Below are 17,370 nucleotides of genomic sequence, written 5' to 3'. Positions count from 1 at the left end.
ACCCGGTAGTGGCCTGTTTTTCAAAGAAAAATGTCAAATATTCTGCTTTATTGCATAAGATGATGTAATCTTAAATGTTATAATCCAATCTGGTTTTTAAACGCCAAAATAGCATATGAATTGATTTCCGGTATGGTGACGGCGCAAGCATTTTCAAAAAAGGGAGGATGAGCATGGATAAACAGGATCAGAAGCATTTTGTTCTTTCACAGGAAGACTGGTCGCTCCACCGCAAAGGGCATGATGACCAGGTCCGCCATCAGGAAAAGGTCCAGGAAGCCATCCGCAACAATCTGCCCGACTTAATTACAGAAGAAAGCATTATCATGTCAGACGGCCGGGATGTTGTCAAAATACCGATCCGGTCATTGGACGAATATAAAATCCGCTATAATTATGATAAAAATAAACATGTCGGCCAGGGGCAGGGCGATTCCAAAGTCGGGGATATCATTGCACGCGACGGTTCCCCGCAGGAAGGCCCGGGCAAAGGCCAGGGAGCAGGCGACCAGCCGGGAGAAGACTATTATGAAGCGGAAGTATCTCTGATGGAGATCGAGGAAGCATTGTTCAGCCAATTGGAACTGCCGAATCTTCAAAGGAAAGAGCGGGATGAGAACACAGTTGAAGCGATTGAATTTAACGATATCCGAAAGACGGGGCTGATGGGCAATATCGATAAAAAACGGACGATGATGTCGGCGTTTAAAAGAAATGCGATGAATGGCAAACCGGCCTTTCACCCGATCGTGCCGGAAGATCTCAAATTCCGCACATGGAATGAAGTGGAAAAACCGGAATCAAAAGCGGTTGTCCTTGCGATGATGGATACAAGTGGAAGTATGGGGATATGGGAAAAGTATATGGCGCGCAGCTTTTTCTTCTGGATGACGCGTTTTTTGCGGACGAAATACGAGACCGTGGAAATTGAATTTATCGCCCACCATACAGAGGCAAAAGTTGTATCGGAGGAAGATTTCTTTTCAAAAGGGGAGTCCGGCGGCACCATCTGTTCATCGGCTTACCGGAAAGCACTCAGCCTGATCAATGAAAAATATGACCCGTACCGCTTTAATATTTATCCTTTCCATTTCTCGGACGGCGACAACCTGACATCAGACAATGCGCGCTGCGTGAAACTTGTCCAGGAAATCATGAAAGTCTCGAATATGTTCTACTACGGGGAAGTGAACCAGTACAACCGCCACAGCACGCTCATGTCGGCCTATAAAAATATTAAAGATGAAAAATTTAAATATTACGTGCTGAAGCAAAAAGCGGATGTATTCCATGCGATGAAAAGCTTTTTTTCAAAGGAAGCGGACAAAGCTTTGGCATAAGAAAAAAGGGGCTGCACAACGGCTGGTGCGGGCCCCTTTTTTGCGGGTGCTGAAACATGGATGATTCGCCTGAGTCGGTATGCGCCGCGCGCTGTGAGCTCATAAGTTTTCTACCCATATCTTATATTTAAGGATGCCATCTTCCCGAAATTCTTCTGTATGAACAAGGTATGTTACATCCGGTAATCCACATAGAGCGTAGGAAAGGACACTTGCAACTTTCAAATCAGGCGTAATGAATCCTCTTCCTTCCCCCATATCACTAACACTAGAGAATCCTACTTCCTCAGCTTCCCAAAATGTATCATAAATTCTGTCATCTATTGTCCATTCCATAGGGATATCTCCTTTCCTTCATGCTATGGCCGTTAAAAATGCTCTTCTCTTAAAATGGAATAGATTTTGATATCCCAATGTTTTCCTTTTCTATAAACGGCTTTGCGCAAAGTGCCTTCATAGGTCATGCCGGATTTTTCCATGACGCGGGCGGAAGCAATATTTTCTGCAAAACAGCGGGCCTGGATGCGGATCAGATACATGCGTTCAAACCCGAAAGCAATCAGCTTTTTAGCGGCTTCTGTCATGATGCCTTTTCCCCAGTACTCAGGAGAAAGGGCATAGCCAATCTCGGCTGTTCCTTCTTCCGGCTTCCACCATACAAAATCGACCGTCCCGATCAGCTTCCGTGTCTTTTTGTCTTCAATTCCCCAGGGGGCAATCCTGTGTTCGCGGTACTGGCCGAGCACAAAATTAATGAAATTTTTCGAATCGCGGACAGACCGGTGTGCATCCCATGTCACGTATTTTGATACTTCACTTCTTGATGCATAGGAAAATAAATCGAGCACGTCATCCCGCTTCAGCTTTCTTAAAACAAGCCGGTCCGTTTCAAGCAGCGGCAAGTTCCGGTATATGTCTTCGATTCTCACGTCTATCCCCCGCAGTTCTGATTGGTTTATTAAAAATGTATCATAAAATGGAAATTCTTCAATTGTTTATGTAAATTTCTTTCGTATAAAAAAAGAGCACGCTGAACGCTGCTCTTTTTTAACCCCGTTTTACCAAAAAAGGCTTACAATATGATAAATCGCACCGGACAAAACGGCTGAAATCGGAAGGGTAATGACCCAAGTGATCACCATTCTTTTTGCAGTATCCCACTTGACCCCTTTAATCCGGTGGGCCGAACCAACCCCGAGAATGGAGGAAGAAATGACATGGGTGGTGCTGACCGGCAAGTGGATAAATGTCGCGCCAAAAATGATGAAAGCTGAACTCAGGTCGGCTGCAACCCCGTTAATCGGCCGGATCTTCATAATATTGCCGCCAACCGTTTTAATGATCCGCCAGCCGCCGATCGAAGTGCCAAGCCCCATTGCCGCCGCACAACCGAACTGGACCCAGAACGGAATATGGTTATCAGCGATATAATGGTTGGCAATCAAAGCCATTGTGATAATCCCCATCGATTTCTGGGCATCGTTTGTCCCATGGGAGAAAGACTGGAGGGCGGCGGTGAAAATTTGAATCAGCCGGAAGTGCCGGTTTGTTTTTGCAAGCTTAAAATTCTGGAATGCAACTTTAAAAATGCTGTAAACCGTAAAACCGACCGTAAAAGCGAGGATCGGGGATAAAAGTAAGGCTTCGATAATGCTGATAAAACCACGGTATTCGATCACATGAAATCCTGACGAGGCGATCGCCGCGCCGGCAATGGATCCGATAATCGCATGGGAAGAACTGCTTGGAATGCCGAAATACCATGTAATCAAATTCCAAATAATCGCTGAAATCAATGAGGACAAAATGACAATCTGCCCGTTTGCAAGGGTGAACGGGTTCACAATACTTTCTGTAATCGTCTCTGCAACACCTGTAAATGAAATGGCGCCGAGAAAATTCATAAGCGCGGCCATTATAATCGCATGCCGGGGTTTTAATGCTTTTGTCGAAACGGCCGTTGCAATCGCGTTCGCCGTGTCATGGAATCCATTGATGAAATCGAATCCAAATGCAAAAATCACAATTAAGACAGTTAATACTAAAATGCTATCCATTCAGCAGACTCCTCACGCATTTTTCATGATAATCGTCTCTAAAATGTTTGCCACCGTCTGGCAGTAGTCGGCCACATCTTCCATCTTTTCATACAAATCTTTATATTTGATCAGGCGGATCGGATCTTTTTCGTTTTGAAAGAGGTGGATTAATGATTTTCTTAAAATTTCGTCACAATGGAATTCAAATTCTTTAATTTTAATGGCATGCGGGCGAATCTTGTCGAGTTTTTTCGAAAAAAGGATGTCGATTGCTTTTTCAATTTCTTCGGTACAGCGGCGGATCATTTCAACGAATTCGACCATAAAATCGTCTGCCTGGTAAATATTGTACAGTTCAAACAATCCGGAAACTTCTTCAATGCCGTCCAACACGTCATCGAGGCTGTTCGTCAGTGACAAAAGGTCTTCCCGTTCAATCGGGGTGATAAAGGCATCGTTCAGTTCCAGAATCATGTCATGGACGTAAGTATCCCCTGTCGTTTCATACTCTTTCATTTTTTCAGTAAAAATTTTTAAATCGTCTTTATTACGGATTTTATAGTCGGCAAAGTAATTGGTGGCTTCCCGGAGGTTGGTCGAAATATGGTCAAACAGCACTGTAAACTTGTCTTTCTTGTTTTTAAATACCATGTAAGAGCCCCCTCATATCCTTTTCATTATCAAACGTCTTTATTTTATCTGATTTCATGCGAAGATAAAAGAAGAATGTCGAAAATAAAATTTTGTATCCGGTTCCAATTTTCGACTTTCATCAAAAATCCGGAACAGGGTGCTTTTATTGGAGGAAAGTCCGGCCATGAGGCTTCAGCTTTTCCGGAAAAAATCCCATCCTTTTGGGGTGCAGGCCATGGTCACATTTACCATACTTTTTTCCTGTTTTCCTATGCTATGCTGTACTTAAATATTGCGCCGGCGATTTGGCTTACATATGGATTTTTTCACAAAGGGTGGGACTGCTGTGAAGATCGTTTATGCTGCTACGGAAGAACAGATGGATAAGATCGCGGAACTGGTCCGCCATATGTTTACGGAAGTATTTCCTGATTACTTTACGGATGAGGAGATCATCGCATTCCAGCGCGACAGGGTGCTTGCCCTGTCGGATGACCTAACAGAACAAATCGGCACTTTAAAAGCAGGGTATCAGATGATTGCCAGCCTGCAGACAATCATTTCTATTTTGGAAACGGAAGAGCATAAGCGGGACGAGCATTACGCCGGCCTGTTTGAATTTAATAAATTTACGCTTGAACAGTTTGGCTTGCACTTTCCTTTTTCGTTTTCCCATTTTCAGAAGAAGCATACGGATACGTTTAGCATGTTTAAAAAAGCAGCCAATCGCCTGCTTGTGTAAGAAATAATGCCCGGAAAACCGGGCATTATTTTTTTGGGGATTTTTACTTCGCAAGCACGCAGCCTTATTTTTTGACATGCGTTTTAAACCATTGGCGGAACTCCTGTTTTGAATGCTCTCCGACAATGCGTGCGGCTTCTTTGCCGTTTTTGTAATGGACGATCGTCGGTGTCGCTTTGATTTTGTAGTCATCCCAGCCGCTTTCAAATTCAGTCAGGTTAAATTCCTTCAAATCGATGCCCATATCTTTCGCGAGCGGTGATACAACAGGCGTAGTCCGTTTGCAATGCGGGCAGGTCGGCATGAAATAATAAACGGTGACCGCTTTGCCGGATTTTAAATCATGATTCAATTCTTTTGGCAAAATAATATTCTGGTAAAGGGGGTCATCCAGCTGGTCGCGCGTTTCCGCCGATAATTTGCCCACACTTTTTGCAGGTGCATACGGGTTGTTTTTCGCCTGCCTGGATTGCTTGTACTTTGTGATTCCGGCAATCCCGCCAAAAACAATGAGAACAATGGCCAAAAAAAGGATGATTTTTTTCATTATAATCCTCCAGTTGTGTTTAATGGGAAGCGCGAGCCTGCTTCCAAACGATGAGACTTGAAATAAAAATCAGCACAAACGCTGTGAGAGCCAAAAAGGGGATGGTGATAAAGCCGAACCAGTTGATGTATTCCGCCGTACAGGGGATGCGGCCGCATGCAGGAAGCCTGTCCGAAAAAAAGGCAAGTTTTTGCAGACAGTAATGGTAAAGTGACACACACATGCCGATTCCGGACAAAACAGCGGTATAAAGCGACATGCGGTAATCTTTCCTGGCAACGGCAATCCCGATCAAGACCGTCATCGGATACATGAGAATGCGCTGGTACCAGCACAGTTCACACGGTTCATACCCTTTAATTTCTGAAAAATAAAGACTGCCGAGCGTGGCAACCACCGAAACCGCCCAGGCAAAAAACCAAACCTCTTCCCTCCGTCCTCTACTCAACCCCTTACCTCCTTTTCATCAATCCCTTCCTTGTAAATTATAGTATCCAACCCAAAAAATGAAAAGCGGAGGCGACTGTTTAGCCCCGGCCGGCGAATGTTTCGGCCGGAATGAAGCCCCTACTTCATGACGGACGGATTATTCGACCCTAGGGGCTAGGAGCCACAGCTGGACAAAGAAAAGCGGAGGGCGTTTGCCCGTGGACGGTGCAATCACTTGTCGAATCAGCCCGGCAAGTTTACAATAAATGATGTCTATCGTTCTGACTTTTTGCATGATTATGCATTCAAGGGAGGGCCTCAAATGAAAATTGTTTGTTTCGGGGATAGTATTACAAGAGGTGTAACTTGTATAAAAGGAAGGCTCCGGATTTTAAAAGACAATTATCCCGCAGTGCTTCAGCAGTATTTTGGCGACAGCAGCACAGAGATTGTCAATAAAGGGGTGTTCAATGATAATTCCGACCTGCTTGTCCAGCGTCTCGGCAAAGATGTAATCGGCGAGCATCCCGATGTCGTGCTGATCTGTATTGGCGGTAATGACTGCAATTTCAAATGGAACGAAGTAGCAGAGAGACCAGATGATACGCATGTCCCGGTTGTGCCCCTTGAGCGTTATGCGGACAATATCAGGCATTTAGTCAAAAATGTAAAAGAACAGGGCATTACGCCCGTTTTGCTAACGCTGCCGCCGCTTGACCCGAAACGCTACTACCAGTCCATCAGCGCCCGCTTTGGGAAAAGCATCGGCCACTGGATTGGATTGTCGGGCGGCATTGAACACTGGCACGGCCAATATAACAGGTGCCTGAAAAAACTCATCAAACAGTTGAACGTCCCGGCCATTGATGTTCGGACAGCGATCAAAAAAGCCGGTGACCTGAAGGGCCTCATCAGTGATGATGGCATCCATTTAACAGCAGAAGGTTATAAAGTAATGGCGAAAAAAATTTATACGGACTTAACTGCACAATTTGCCGGGCAAAAAGCCGGGAGCGGAATTTAAGAAATACAAGCAGGCAGGAGGGGTTCCTGGCCGGCCGTTCCAGAGCGTCACAGATGCTGCCCACCCCTTGCACAAAACAAACCAACCATATTTGCGATCAAAAAGGCCGGTACCGGCCTTTTTGCAATGCTGTTAAAAATCATCTTGGTTTAAATGAATTTTTACCGTTTTGTAATATAAAGTTTGTATAATAGGAACCGCAGGGATTCCTGCATGAATATTGATTCATTTTGCCGTGCAGGGGGTATAGAAAACGGAAGGCGTCGACATCTCGGCACTTGCTGTACAACAGGAACGGAGGATGGCAGATGTCAGCAGCAAAAAGAAATTCGTATTTTGACAATGCAAAATTTATTCTGATTTATCTTGTCGTTCTCGGGCACCTGATCAGCCCGTTTAAAACCGAAGACAATTTCCTCTTTACGCTGTATACCGTCATTTTCCTGTTTCATATGCCGGCATTTATTCTTATTTCAGGTTATTTTTCAAAAGGATACCGAAACAAAGGACATATTTCAAAATCTTTTAAAAAGATTTTGGTTCCGTATTTCATTTTTCAATGTATTTATTCCGTTTATTATTACTATACAGGCGAAGAATCGCACCTGACGGTAAACTTTCTGGAACCGCACTGGACATTATGGTTTTTGCTGAGTTTGTTTTTTTGGAACCTTATGCTCCATTTGTTTGCCCGTTTCCACTTTTTCGGTCTTGCGGCTGCGGCAGCGCTTGGCATTGGGATTGGCTACTGGGATGAGGCCGGAAGTTTTCTGAGCCTCTCCCGCACATTCGTATTTTTTCCGTATTTTTTGCTCGGCTTTTTGCTGGAAGGAAGGCATTTGCAAAAAATTCGCAATATTCCTTACGCGCCGGCAGCTGGCATTTTGATTCTGTGTGCGGTTACGCTTGCAACCAGCCAATTTTTCCCGAAAGATGCCGTGCCGTGGCTCCTTGGCGATACTTCTTACGCAGGCATGGGGATGGAATACTGGTTTAGCGGGCTGATCCGGCTGGTACAATATGCTGTCACGCTGCTTGTTATTCTCGGGTTCTTCCTGTTAATTCCGAGCAAAGGGTACAAGTGGACAAAGATCGGCGAGCGCACGCTCTATGTGTATTTGCTGCACGGTTTTATCATAAAGACAATAGAAGCAGCCGCTTCCCCCAATGTGCTTGACTGGCTGGCGGGCAATTACCTGCTGCTGATTGTCTTTTCACTTGGCATCTGTTTATTTCTTGGCAGTTATTATATCCGGAAATTTACAAGGCCAATTATTGAGCTCCGGTTGTAGAAAAATAAAACATCTGAAAAGCGGCGGAAAATCAAATGGTTTTTCGCCGCTTTTTTACAGGCTGCCCCCAGGCATGAAACGGGGCCCGTGCCTTTTTACAAATATTTTCGTTGCACGCTTCTTCCGTCATAAGAGAAGACAATCGGCTTTTCTTCCACAACCGTTTCGAGGTGGACATTTCTGCCCCATAACTGGTAAAGGTAGGGCAGCACTTTTTCCAGGTATTTTAAATCAAGTTCAATGCCTTCATACCAGTGCTGAATATACAACTCCCCGTTTTTCCGGTAGTCTCCGTCCGTCACGGTTAAATAAGGGAACCCGCCGTTTACGCGCATATTGACAAGCTGGTCGCGTACATGCTCCCACTCTTTGTCCACCACTTTATAGTCCCGCCCCTGTTTTTGGAACAAGTACATATCTTCCCTTGTAGCCAGTTCTTTTGTCAAGTAATTGCGCAGAAATGAAATATCGCTTTCAATTTCGCGCACTTCGAATATTTTTTCACGCCCGGTCCCAGGCCGTACGCCCCGTTTTTTCATTTCTTCTGTCGGGTTGTTCCAGCGTTCTTCAATATCTTCAAAAATTTTGATCCCCAAATAATAGGGGTTGATGCCGGTTTTGGACGGCTGGACAACGCCTGCATTCAGTTTTGCATATTCAATTGCTTCATCTGTCGTCAAATCAAGTTCGCGCATGATCCGCTGATGCCAGAAAGAGGCCCACCCTTCATTCATGATTTTTGTCTCGAGTTGCGGCCAGAAATAGAGCATTTCTTCGCGGATCATGGTCATAATGTCACGCTGCCATTCCGTCAATTCCCGGCTGTATTGTTCAATAAAAAGGACAATATCTTTTTCCGGCTGCGGCGGAAACTTTCTGGTTTTTTTCGCCGCTTTCTGTTCTTGCTTTTTGTCATCAAGCGACCATAATTCATCATACGGCCCTTCTTTGCGTTTCGGTTCCTCATCCCATTCTTCCGCGTCTTCCATCGTCCAGTTTAATTTCGGCCGCATGAGCGACGGATCGATATGTTCTTCAATTGCCAGCACGGCATCAATAAATTGTTCCACTTCCTTTTTGCCGTATTTCAGCTCATATGCCCGGATTCTTTCCGCTGTTGCGGACATGCTCTCCACCATATCCCGCTTCGTATTTTGAAAGCGGACATTGTTTTTGAAAAAATCGCAATGCGCCAAAACATGCGCCACAATCAATTTATTTTGGACAAGCGTGTTGGAATCCAGCAAAAAGGCGTAGCACGGATCAGAATTAATGACAAGCTCATAAATTTTACTCAGCCCGAGATCATACTGTAACTTCATTTTGAAAAACTGCTTGCCGAAACTCCAGTGCGAAAATCTGGTCGGCATGCCGTAAGCGCCAAAAGTATAAATAATATCCGCCGGGCAGATTTCGTAGCGCATCGGGTAAAAATCAAGCCCGAAACCGGACGCGATTTCCGTTATCTCATCAATCGCATATTGCAGGCTTTCATGATCATGCATGAAATGTTCCTCCCCTTTAAAAGTCACCCTTTTTTCCAATGTATGAACGGAAGGGAAAAAACATGAGGACACGAAGAAGGATTTTTCGCATGATCCGCGAAATGAAAACATCCTGCGCACGAGCAGGCACCGCCATTTCCGGGACTGTGAGATCCAAATGATTCGTCCGGCTGCATGGAAGCTTGCCGCGGGCTGAAAACCGGAAAAATACGTTCCAAATGATAACAGCCTTTCGTTTCCCGCAAGGCAAGTTTTTCAACGCGCAAAATCAATAAAAACACATACAATAATGCTGACTCCTTTTATTAGGGTTTGCTTTTTAATAAAGCAAATGCACAAGAAAGGGGGAGCCGGGATGAATCCCATTGATTATGACCGCGCTTTATATTACACACACCGCTCGCAATGGGATAATTTGCTGATTTTGATGGTGCGGACGAAAGATGATTTTCTTTCCAAAAAAATTGAGCATGTTTTACATGCTTATCATTATTCGCATGATTATAACGTCATTGAAAGATGCCTGTTTGCATTGCACCGCTATATTGATCATGCCAACGAAATGGCGGACCGGAGCGGGGCGGCGGAACCGGGTTTTCTGTACCAAAGCGGGGGCCATGCCTGAAGAAGGCGCCTCCGCTTTTTTGCTTCCCCATTGTCCTAGTGCCCGGCTTCATTCCGGGCGGATGCGGGGTATTCAGCTGCCCTCATTTCAGCCAGCCTTTTTTGTAAAACCAGTAAGTCATGCCGACGCCGATCAGAAACATCACAATAAGAGTGACGAAATAGCCGTATTTCCATTCCAGTTCGGGCATATATTTGAAATTCATGCCGTACACCCCTGCAATAAAAGTCAAAGGCATAAAAATCGTGGTGAAAATGGTGAGAATCTTCATTACCCGGTTCGTTTGGTGCGAGTTTAAAGACAAATAACTGTCACGGATATCGGTCGTAAACTCACGATTAGACTCCACCATCCCGGATAGTTTTAGCAAATGGTCATGGATGTCATGGAAGTACGCGAGCTTTTTCTGAATGCCGGGAACCGAATGGGAATTCAGCATCCGGTAGACAAGATCCGTCATCGGCATAATTGTGTTCCTCAACACAAGCAAATCATGCCTTGTTGCATACAGGCTTGCAAGCAGTTCCTCCATCGATTCATTTTTTGAATTGTCTTCAATTTCATTCAGACGGTCTTCTATCTTATACAAATAAGGAAAATAATGATCAACAATCTTGTCCAGCACTTCATAAAGAATAATCGCAGGCCCCCATCTGCCCGGTTCATCCGTTTTTTTCAGTTTATCCCGCACTTCGCTGATTTCTTTTGACGGGAGATGGTGAAAGGTCACGGCAAAATGCTCCCCGAGAAACATGTTCAATTCTTCTTTCTGCAGCCTGTTGGGATTAAGGCTTTGGAACACAAAAAAGACATGGTCTTCGTAATCATTCAGTTTCGGCCGTTGCAGCTTATGCATACAGTCCTCGATGGCCAGCGGATGGAAACCGAGCGGATTGCGCAGTTTTAAAATTTCTTCTTCCGAAGGCTGGTCGAAATCAATCCAATACCATTTCCAGCCGCTCCCTTCCAATTCTTCAATGGAAGCCGGGGCTTTCAGTACATTTTCTTTTGTCATCGCCATAATATGTATCATAAACAGGCACATCCTTTTCACATGGGGTTTGCCAATCTTCCGTTTAGCATTATTTTACTATGCCGCAGACGGCCTTGCATTAAATCAAAATGAAAGGCGGTTCGCCCGTCCTTTTGCCGGGATAACGGGCGCAAAAAAGATGGGCATCCGCTGCGCCGAAAGCGGCAAGAACATAAACGTCACGGCCATTTATGCCGGGCCCGGCAGAAAAGCCAGCCGCAAAGACAGGCGCCCGTGCTGTTAAAACAAGAAAAAGCGAAAGGATGATGAAAAATGAAACCGGTGATCGGTATTACATGCAGCGCCAATCAAACTTCCCAGTATTTGGCCGATGACTACATCAAGGCTGTCCGCATGGCGGGCGGCGTCCCGGTATTGCTTCCGGCCGGCGGGGAAGAAGACATCCCTTTATTATTGTCCAAAACGGACGGAATCCTGCTTTCAGGGGGAGGGGATGTAGATCCATCCTGGTTCGGGGAAGAGCCGGTTCCGGGGCTCGGTGAAATTGAGCCCGGCCGCGACGCATTTGAGATTGCGCTATGCCGGTTTGTGGTCCAGGCGGATATGCCGCTTTTTGCTATTTGCAGGGGCATCCAGATTCTCGCTGTTGCATCCGGCGGGGATATGTTCCAGGATATTTATAGCCAGGGAAAACCCCCGCTATTACAGCACAAACAGCGGGCTGCCCGCTCCCATCTTTCCCACACAGTCCATGTTTTGCCGGGAAGTTTACTGGAAAAGTGGGCAAAAAGCGCAACAATTAAAGTGAACTCCTTCCATCACCAGGCAGTCCGGACCGTGAAAGCGCCGCTTGCGGTTTCCGGCCGTGCGCCTGACGGGATCATTGAAGCGGTGGAAAATCGCAACGCCCGTTTTATGCTTGGTGTCCAGTGGCACCCTGAAGCTTTGGCCACCATACAGGATCCTGTTTCCTTGAACCTTTTTTCCGCTTTTATCGCTTCCTGTAAAAACATTTAGTCCGCTTTATTGTAATCGCGCTTTCCTTATCGCTTTTTGCAAACCGGAAAAATTTGCAGGCTCTTGCTTAACTCCTGACTTCTGCCGGTGGCGGACAAGAAAAAAATAAAAGCGATTTCCATATTCCGAAAATATTACTATTGTAGAATTAAAATAAATATTGAATGCTATTGAATTTTTCGCCTATTTAGTATATAAATAAAAATATAAACACAACAGTATGCCCATTTTAAACATGAGAAGGTGTCTGCATATGGCAAAGTATGTACTCAAAAGGCTCGCCGCCATGGTTGTCACACTGTGGGTGATCACCACCTTGACTTTTATCATGATGCAGGCTATTCCGGGATCGCCTTTTAACCAGGAACGCAACACATCGGAAGCCGTGCAAAGAAATATGGAAACGCAATACCATCTGGATAAGCCGGTTTATATACAGTATTTGTATTATGTGAAATCCATTGTTTTATTTGATTACGGCCCGTCCATCAAACAGCCGTCCCAGACGGTAAACGATATGCTGGGAAGGGGGTTTCCGGTTTCATTTGAACTTGGCATGACAGCACTTCTGGTTGCGGTTTTATCCGGCATCGTGCTTGGCGTTTTTGCCGCTTTGAACCATAACGGCATCATCGACTATCTGGCGATGACCATTGCCGTGCTTGGCATCTCGATTCCGAACTTCATCCTGGCAACGATGTTAATCCAGGAGTTTGCGGTCAATCTGAAAATCCTGCCGGCTGCAACCTGGACATCCCCGGCGCATATGATCCTGCCAACTGCCGCCCTGGCCGTCAGCCCGATGGCCATTATCGCCCGCCTGACAAGGTCAAGCCTATTGGAAGTGCTGACGCAGGATTACATCAAAACCGCCCGTGCAAAAGGGCTTTCTCCAATAAAAATTATCATCAAACATGCCCTCAGAAATGCGCTGATGCCGGTGATTACCATTTTAGGGACATTGACGGCGAGCATTTTGACGGGAAGCTTTGTCATTGAAAAAATATTCTCCATTCCGGGCATGGGAAAGTATTTTGTCGAAAGCATCAATAATCGGGATTATCCTGTCATCATGGGGACAACCGTATTTTACAGCATTTTTTTGATTATCATGCTGTTTCTCGTTGATATTGCGTACGGCATTCTCGATCCGCGGATCAAGTTACATAAAAAGGAACAATGAGCACTGGTTCCGAAAAGAAGCAGCCCGGCTCTGCATAGAGATAGGGCATCAGGCCCCGGCTTTTCGTAACATCCGGCGCCAATGGCCTGCAAAATCATATTTAAAAAGAGCCATCGTCCCGATTCCGCAAAATCTGGTGCATAAAAATAGAGCAGTAAGGGGTGGACATCTTGCAAATAGCCAATCAGGATAAAGTGGATACCGTTTCAGAGATTCCGGATGAATGGTTTGTCCCGAAAAAGAAAGAAGCCGGAATGCAGGAAGCCGTTGTCAGGCCGGGCATATCGTACTGGCATGATGTATGGAACCGGCTTGCCAAAAATAAGCTGGCGATGCTCGGCCTTGTGGTGCTGATTCTTTTGATCATTATGGCCACAATCGGCCCGCTGATTGCGCCTGAGAGCGTGACGAAGCTGTCACTGACGAACCAGAATCTGCCGCCTTCCAAGGAGCATTGGTTCGGGACCGACCAGCTCGGGCGCGATATGTTTTCAAGAACATGGTATGGCGCGCGTATTTCACTGTTTGTCGGGTTTATGGCGGCCATCATTGAATTTTTCATTGGGGTGATATACGGCGGCATTGCGGGTTACAAAGGCGGTCGCATCGACCAGATGATGATGCGGATTATTGAAGTGCTGTACGGCCTTCCTTATCTGCTTGTTGTGATCCTGTTGATGGTTGTGATGGGGCCGGGGCTCGGCACGATTATTGTTGCGCTTACCGTAACGGGCTGGGTCGGTATGGCCAGAATTGTCCGCGGCCAGGTATTGCAGATTAAAAACTATGAATTTGTAATGGCCTCTAAAACGTTCGGCACCAAAACGTCACGGATTATTCGCAAACATCTGCTCCCCAATACAATGGGCCCAATTATTGTCCAGATGACGCTAACCGTGCCAAGTGCCATTTTCAGTGAAGCTTTCCTCAGTTTTTTAGGATTGGGGGTTCAGGCGCCGCATGCGAGCTGGGGCGTGATGGCGGATGACGGGTTGTCAGCGATTTTAACGGGCGAGTGGTGGCGCTTATTTTTCCCGGCGTTCTTTATTTCGCTGACGATGTTTGCGTTTAATGTGCTTGGCGACGGGCTGCAGGATGCGCTCGATCCGAAGCTGAGGAGGTGACGGAATTGAACAAGATTCTCGAAGTGGAAGACCTGCACGTTTCTTTTTCGACATACGGCGGAACGGTGCAGGCCGTGCGCGGGGTGAACTTTTATTTAAACAAAGGCGAGACGCTTGCCATTGTCGGTGAATCCGGATGCGGCAAAAGCGTGACATCGCAAGCGATCCTCAAGCTTCTTCCCAATACCAATGTGAAGAAGTTAAGCGGCTCGATCCGCTTTAAAGGCACGGATATTTTAAAATACAGCGAAAAGCAAATGCGGAAAATGCGCGGGGCGGAAATCTCCATGATCTTCCAGGATCCGATGACAGGGCTGAACCCGACCTTGTCCATCGGGAACCAGTTGCTCGAAGCGGTACAGGAGCATCAAAATCTTTCCCGCGAGGCAGCGAAAAAAACGGTCATTGAAATGTTGCACATGGTCGGCATTCCGGACCCGCACGAACGGTTAAAACAATATCCGCACCAGTTCAGCGGCGGAATGCGCCAGCGGATCATGATTGCGATGGCTTTGATTTGCAATCCGGAGATCATTATCGCGGACGAACCGACTACTGCTTTGGACGTCACCATTCAGGCACAGATTTTTGAACTGTTTAAGAAAATCCAGCGGGAGACGGGCGTATCCATCATTTTGATCACGCACGACCTCGGTGTTGTGGCCCAGGTTGCCGACCGGATTGCGGTGATGTATGCCGGTAAGATTGCCGAAACCGGCACAAGAGAAGAAATTTTTTATCATCCGGAACACCCTTATACAAAAGGGTTGCTAAACTCGGTTCCAAGGCTCGATATGGAAGAGGAAGAACTTATTCCGATTCCCGGCACGCCGCCGGATTTGTTTGCGCCGCCTCCCGGTTGCCCGTTTACGGCGAGATGCCCGATGGCAATGGAAGTATGCAGCCGTGTGGAGCCTTTTCGCGCGAAAAAATCAGCTTCCCATCAGGTTTACTGCTGGCTGCAGGACGAACGGGCCAAATTTGCGGTTTCAACTACGGGTGTACGCCTGTAGATGAAATAGAAAGCAGGCATTGACGGCGCCCGGATACTGCAAGGGGGACAAACGGGTCAGGGCTGCCCGCAATGCGGAAAAGAAAAGGGGGAAATGTATGAAGAAATTTTGGAGTATGGTTATCAGTTTTGCGCTTATTGCTTCGCTTGCTGCCTGTACGAGCCAGTCAAGCTCAAAAGACAGCCCGGGCGGAAGCAGCAAAGAAAAGGTATTAAATTTAAACAACGGGTCTGAGCCCACCTCATTTGACCCGCCAATCGGGTTCGATTCCGTTTCATGGAATGCACTGAACAATTTAATGGAAGGGCTTGTGCGCCTTGGCAAAGACAATAAGCCGCACCCTGCGATTGCAAAAAGCTGGGATGTCACAAATGGAGGCAAGACGTATACATTCCACCTCCGGGACAATGCAAAATGGTCAAACGGGGATCCGGTGACAGCGGGTGATTTTGAATATGCGTGGAAAAGAATGCTCGACCCGAAAACTGCTTCGCCTGCCGCATTTTTAGGATACTTTATTGCAGGCGGGGAGGCGTATAACACCGGAAAAGGATCAAAAGACGGCGTCAAAGTGAAAGCGGCCGACGACAAAACACTGGAAGTCACGTTAACCGGGCCGCAGTCCTATTTTCTGAACGTCATCGCAAATCCTGCTTTCTTCCCGATTAACGAGAAAGTGGCCGAAAAAAATCCGAAATGGTTTGCAGAAGCGAAAACGTATGTTTCAGACGGGCCATTTAAACTCACAGAATGGAAACACGATGACCATTTCATCATGGAAAAAAATGAAAACTATTGGGATGCCAAAAATGTAAAACTTGATAAAGTGAAATGGGCAGAGGTTGACGATCCGAACACTGAATATCAAATGTACCAAAACGGGGAACTGGATGTTTCAGATGTCCCGGCAGATATGGCAGCCCGGCTGTTTAAGGAAGGAAAAGTGAAAGTAGAGGATCAGGCCGGCACCTATTTTTACCGGTTTAATGTCAATAAAGAACCGTTCCAGAATAAAAATATCCGGAAAGCATTCGCAATGGCTATTGACCAGAAGCAAATTGTCAAATATGTCACGAAAAATGATGAAAAACCGGCTTACGGGTTTGTTTCTTACGGGTTTACCGAACCGGACGGCAGCGACTTCCGGAAAAAAGGCGGCAATTTGTATACTTCAAATGCAAAAGAAGCGAAAACCCTCCTGAAAAAAGGAATGCAGGAAGAGGGGTATACAAAACTGCCTGAGGTCACACTCACTTACAGCACGGACCCGGTCCATAAAAAAATTGCGGAAACAATCCAACAGATGCTAAAAGAAAACCTGGGCATCCATGTGAAGCTTGCCAATATGGAATGGAATGTCTTCCAGGCTGAGCAGAAAAAATTGAAATTCCAATTGTCCCGCAGTTCATTCCTGGCTGATTACGGGGATCCGATTAACTTCCTCGAAAGCTTCACAACCGGGCAAGCGATGAACAGGACAGGATGGAGCAATAAGCAATATGACCAATTGATCCAGCAAGCAAAAAATGAAACCAATGAAACGAAACGTTATGAGTTGATGCACGAGGCAGAAAAAATTCTCATTGACGACATGCCGATCTTCCCGCTCTATTTTTACAACCAGGTATTTTTGCAAAAAGATCATGTAACAGGCATCGTCCGCCATCCTGTCGGCTATCTTGAGCTGAAATGGGCCAATGTAAAATAATGCTCTGTTTTTGGCAGGGGGCTGTTTGCCCGGGAAAGCATTTGGTGGGCATTGTCAGCGGCCTGGCTGCCCGGACGAATGGAAAAGAATAGGCACTATCAGCGGGGAAACTCCCCGCCTGATAGTGCCAAAAATGGAAATCTGAGGGAAAGGGG

General features: G+C 46.2%; 18 protein-coding genes. 10 read left to right on the top strand and 8 right to left on the bottom strand.

Going from position 1 to position 17,370, the window contains the following annotated elements; all coding sequences use genetic code 11:
- Window positions 1-173: 173 nt before the first annotated feature.
- Window positions 174-1,340, top strand: coding sequence for a sporulation protein YhbH (gene yhbH / locus NSQ19_RS11330; protein ID WP_013860219.1), 1,167 nt, complete (start codon window positions 174-176; stop codon window positions 1,338-1,340).
- Between the two features lie 99 nt (window positions 1,341-1,439).
- Here yhbH and NSQ19_RS11325 read toward each other — a convergent pair whose 3' ends face one another.
- From NSQ19_RS11325 to NSQ19_RS11310, 4 genes are all read right to left on the bottom strand, one after another.
- Entirely contained in the window at window positions 1,440-1,676 is a 237-nt protein-coding gene (locus tag NSQ19_RS11325) for a hypothetical protein (protein WP_061566479.1), read from the bottom strand.
- A gap of 32 nt (window positions 1,677-1,708) precedes the next feature.
- On the bottom strand, window positions 1,709-2,269 hold the full coding sequence (locus NSQ19_RS11320) for a GNAT family N-acetyltransferase (protein ID WP_340702862.1): 561 nt from the start codon (window positions 2,267-2,269) through the stop codon (window positions 1,709-1,711).
- A 129-nt stretch (window positions 2,270-2,398) separates the two neighbouring features.
- Window positions 2,399-3,397, bottom strand: a complete 999-nt coding sequence (locus tag NSQ19_RS11315) for an inorganic phosphate transporter (RefSeq protein WP_340702861.1) — start codon at window positions 3,395-3,397, stop codon at window positions 2,399-2,401.
- 12 nt (window positions 3,398-3,409) lie between these two features.
- A complete protein-coding gene (locus tag NSQ19_RS11310; protein ID WP_340702860.1) occupies window positions 3,410-4,030 on the bottom strand; it encodes a DUF47 domain-containing protein in 621 nt (206 codons plus the stop codon).
- A gap of 328 nt (window positions 4,031-4,358) precedes the next feature.
- Here NSQ19_RS11310 and NSQ19_RS11305 point away from each other — a divergent pair, with 328 nt between their 5' ends.
- A complete protein-coding gene (locus NSQ19_RS11305; RefSeq protein WP_029142217.1) occupies window positions 4,359-4,754 on the top strand; it encodes a YhcU family protein in 396 nt (131 codons plus the stop codon).
- Between the two features lie 64 nt (window positions 4,755-4,818).
- On the opposite strand, the gene NSQ19_RS11300 is transcribed toward NSQ19_RS11305, so the two are convergent.
- Together NSQ19_RS11300 and NSQ19_RS11295 are read right to left on the bottom strand one after the other, a co-directional pair.
- Window positions 4,819-5,301 (bottom strand): thioredoxin family protein, encoded by a 483-nt coding sequence (locus NSQ19_RS11300; RefSeq protein WP_237348414.1) that lies wholly within the window; start codon window positions 5,299-5,301, stop codon window positions 4,819-4,821.
- 19 nt (window positions 5,302-5,320) lie between these two features.
- Window positions 5,321-5,749 (bottom strand): disulfide oxidoreductase, encoded by a 429-nt coding sequence (locus NSQ19_RS11295; protein ID WP_035184051.1) that lies wholly within the window; start codon window positions 5,747-5,749, stop codon window positions 5,321-5,323.
- 303 nt (window positions 5,750-6,052) lie between these two features.
- Between NSQ19_RS11295 and NSQ19_RS11290 the strand changes: the two genes are divergently transcribed.
- Window positions 6,053-6,754 (top strand): SGNH/GDSL hydrolase family protein, encoded by a 702-nt coding sequence (locus NSQ19_RS11290; RefSeq protein ID WP_327076414.1) that lies wholly within the window; start codon window positions 6,053-6,055, stop codon window positions 6,752-6,754.
- Between the two features lie 308 nt (window positions 6,755-7,062).
- A complete protein-coding gene (locus tag NSQ19_RS11285; RefSeq protein WP_340702859.1) occupies window positions 7,063-8,046 on the top strand; it encodes an acyltransferase family protein in 984 nt (327 codons plus the stop codon).
- A 95-nt stretch (window positions 8,047-8,141) separates the two neighbouring features.
- Here NSQ19_RS11285 and NSQ19_RS11280 read toward each other — a convergent pair whose 3' ends face one another.
- Entirely contained in the window at window positions 8,142-9,551 is a 1,410-nt protein-coding gene (locus NSQ19_RS11280; RefSeq protein ID WP_340702858.1) for a SpoVR family protein, read from the bottom strand.
- Window positions 9,552-9,906: 355 nt separating this feature from the next.
- Here NSQ19_RS11280 and NSQ19_RS11275 point away from each other — a divergent pair, with 355 nt between their 5' ends.
- Window positions 9,907-10,176: a YhdB family protein gene (locus NSQ19_RS11275; protein WP_013860210.1), complete on the top strand. Its 270-nt coding sequence runs from the start codon at window positions 9,907-9,909 to the stop codon at window positions 10,174-10,176.
- An 82-nt stretch (window positions 10,177-10,258) separates the two neighbouring features.
- On the opposite strand, the gene corA is transcribed toward NSQ19_RS11275, so the two are convergent.
- Window positions 10,259-11,209 (bottom strand): magnesium/cobalt transporter CorA, encoded by a 951-nt coding sequence (corA, locus tag NSQ19_RS11270; RefSeq protein ID WP_017553687.1) that lies wholly within the window; start codon window positions 11,207-11,209, stop codon window positions 10,259-10,261.
- 273 nt (window positions 11,210-11,482) lie between these two features.
- On the opposite strand from corA, the gene NSQ19_RS11265 reads away from it, so the two are divergent.
- From NSQ19_RS11265 to NSQ19_RS11245, 5 genes are all read left to right on the top strand, one after another.
- A complete protein-coding gene (locus NSQ19_RS11265; protein WP_019721259.1) occupies window positions 11,483-12,187 on the top strand; it encodes a gamma-glutamyl-gamma-aminobutyrate hydrolase family protein in 705 nt (234 codons plus the stop codon).
- 253 nt (window positions 12,188-12,440) lie between these two features.
- Window positions 12,441-13,370 carry an ABC transporter permease gene (locus NSQ19_RS11260; protein WP_029142223.1) on the top strand — a complete coding sequence of 310 codons (930 nt, stop codon included), beginning with the start codon at window positions 12,441-12,443 and terminating at the stop codon, window positions 13,368-13,370.
- Between the two features lie 170 nt (window positions 13,371-13,540).
- Window positions 13,541-14,494 (top strand): ABC transporter permease, encoded by a 954-nt coding sequence (locus tag NSQ19_RS11255; protein WP_302469445.1) that lies wholly within the window; start codon window positions 13,541-13,543, stop codon window positions 14,492-14,494.
- 5 nt (window positions 14,495-14,499) lie between these two features.
- Window positions 14,500-15,507 (top strand): ABC transporter ATP-binding protein, encoded by a 1,008-nt coding sequence (locus NSQ19_RS11250; RefSeq protein WP_017553692.1) that lies wholly within the window; start codon window positions 14,500-14,502, stop codon window positions 15,505-15,507.
- Window positions 15,508-15,604: 97 nt separating this feature from the next.
- A complete protein-coding gene (locus tag NSQ19_RS11245; protein ID WP_013860204.1) occupies window positions 15,605-17,215 on the top strand; it encodes a peptide ABC transporter substrate-binding protein in 1,611 nt (536 codons plus the stop codon).
- The last annotated feature ends 155 nt before the right edge of the window (window positions 17,216-17,370 follow it).

The sequence above is a fragment of the Weizmannia sp. FSL W8-1119 genome (assembly GCF_038008605.1).
In the GTDB taxonomy this organism is placed as follows: domain Bacteria; phylum Bacillota; class Bacilli; order Bacillales; family Bacillaceae_C; genus Weizmannia; species Weizmannia coagulans.
The sequence above is the reverse complement of the archived record's forward strand: the minus strand, read 5'-3'. Positions and strand labels throughout refer to the sequence as shown.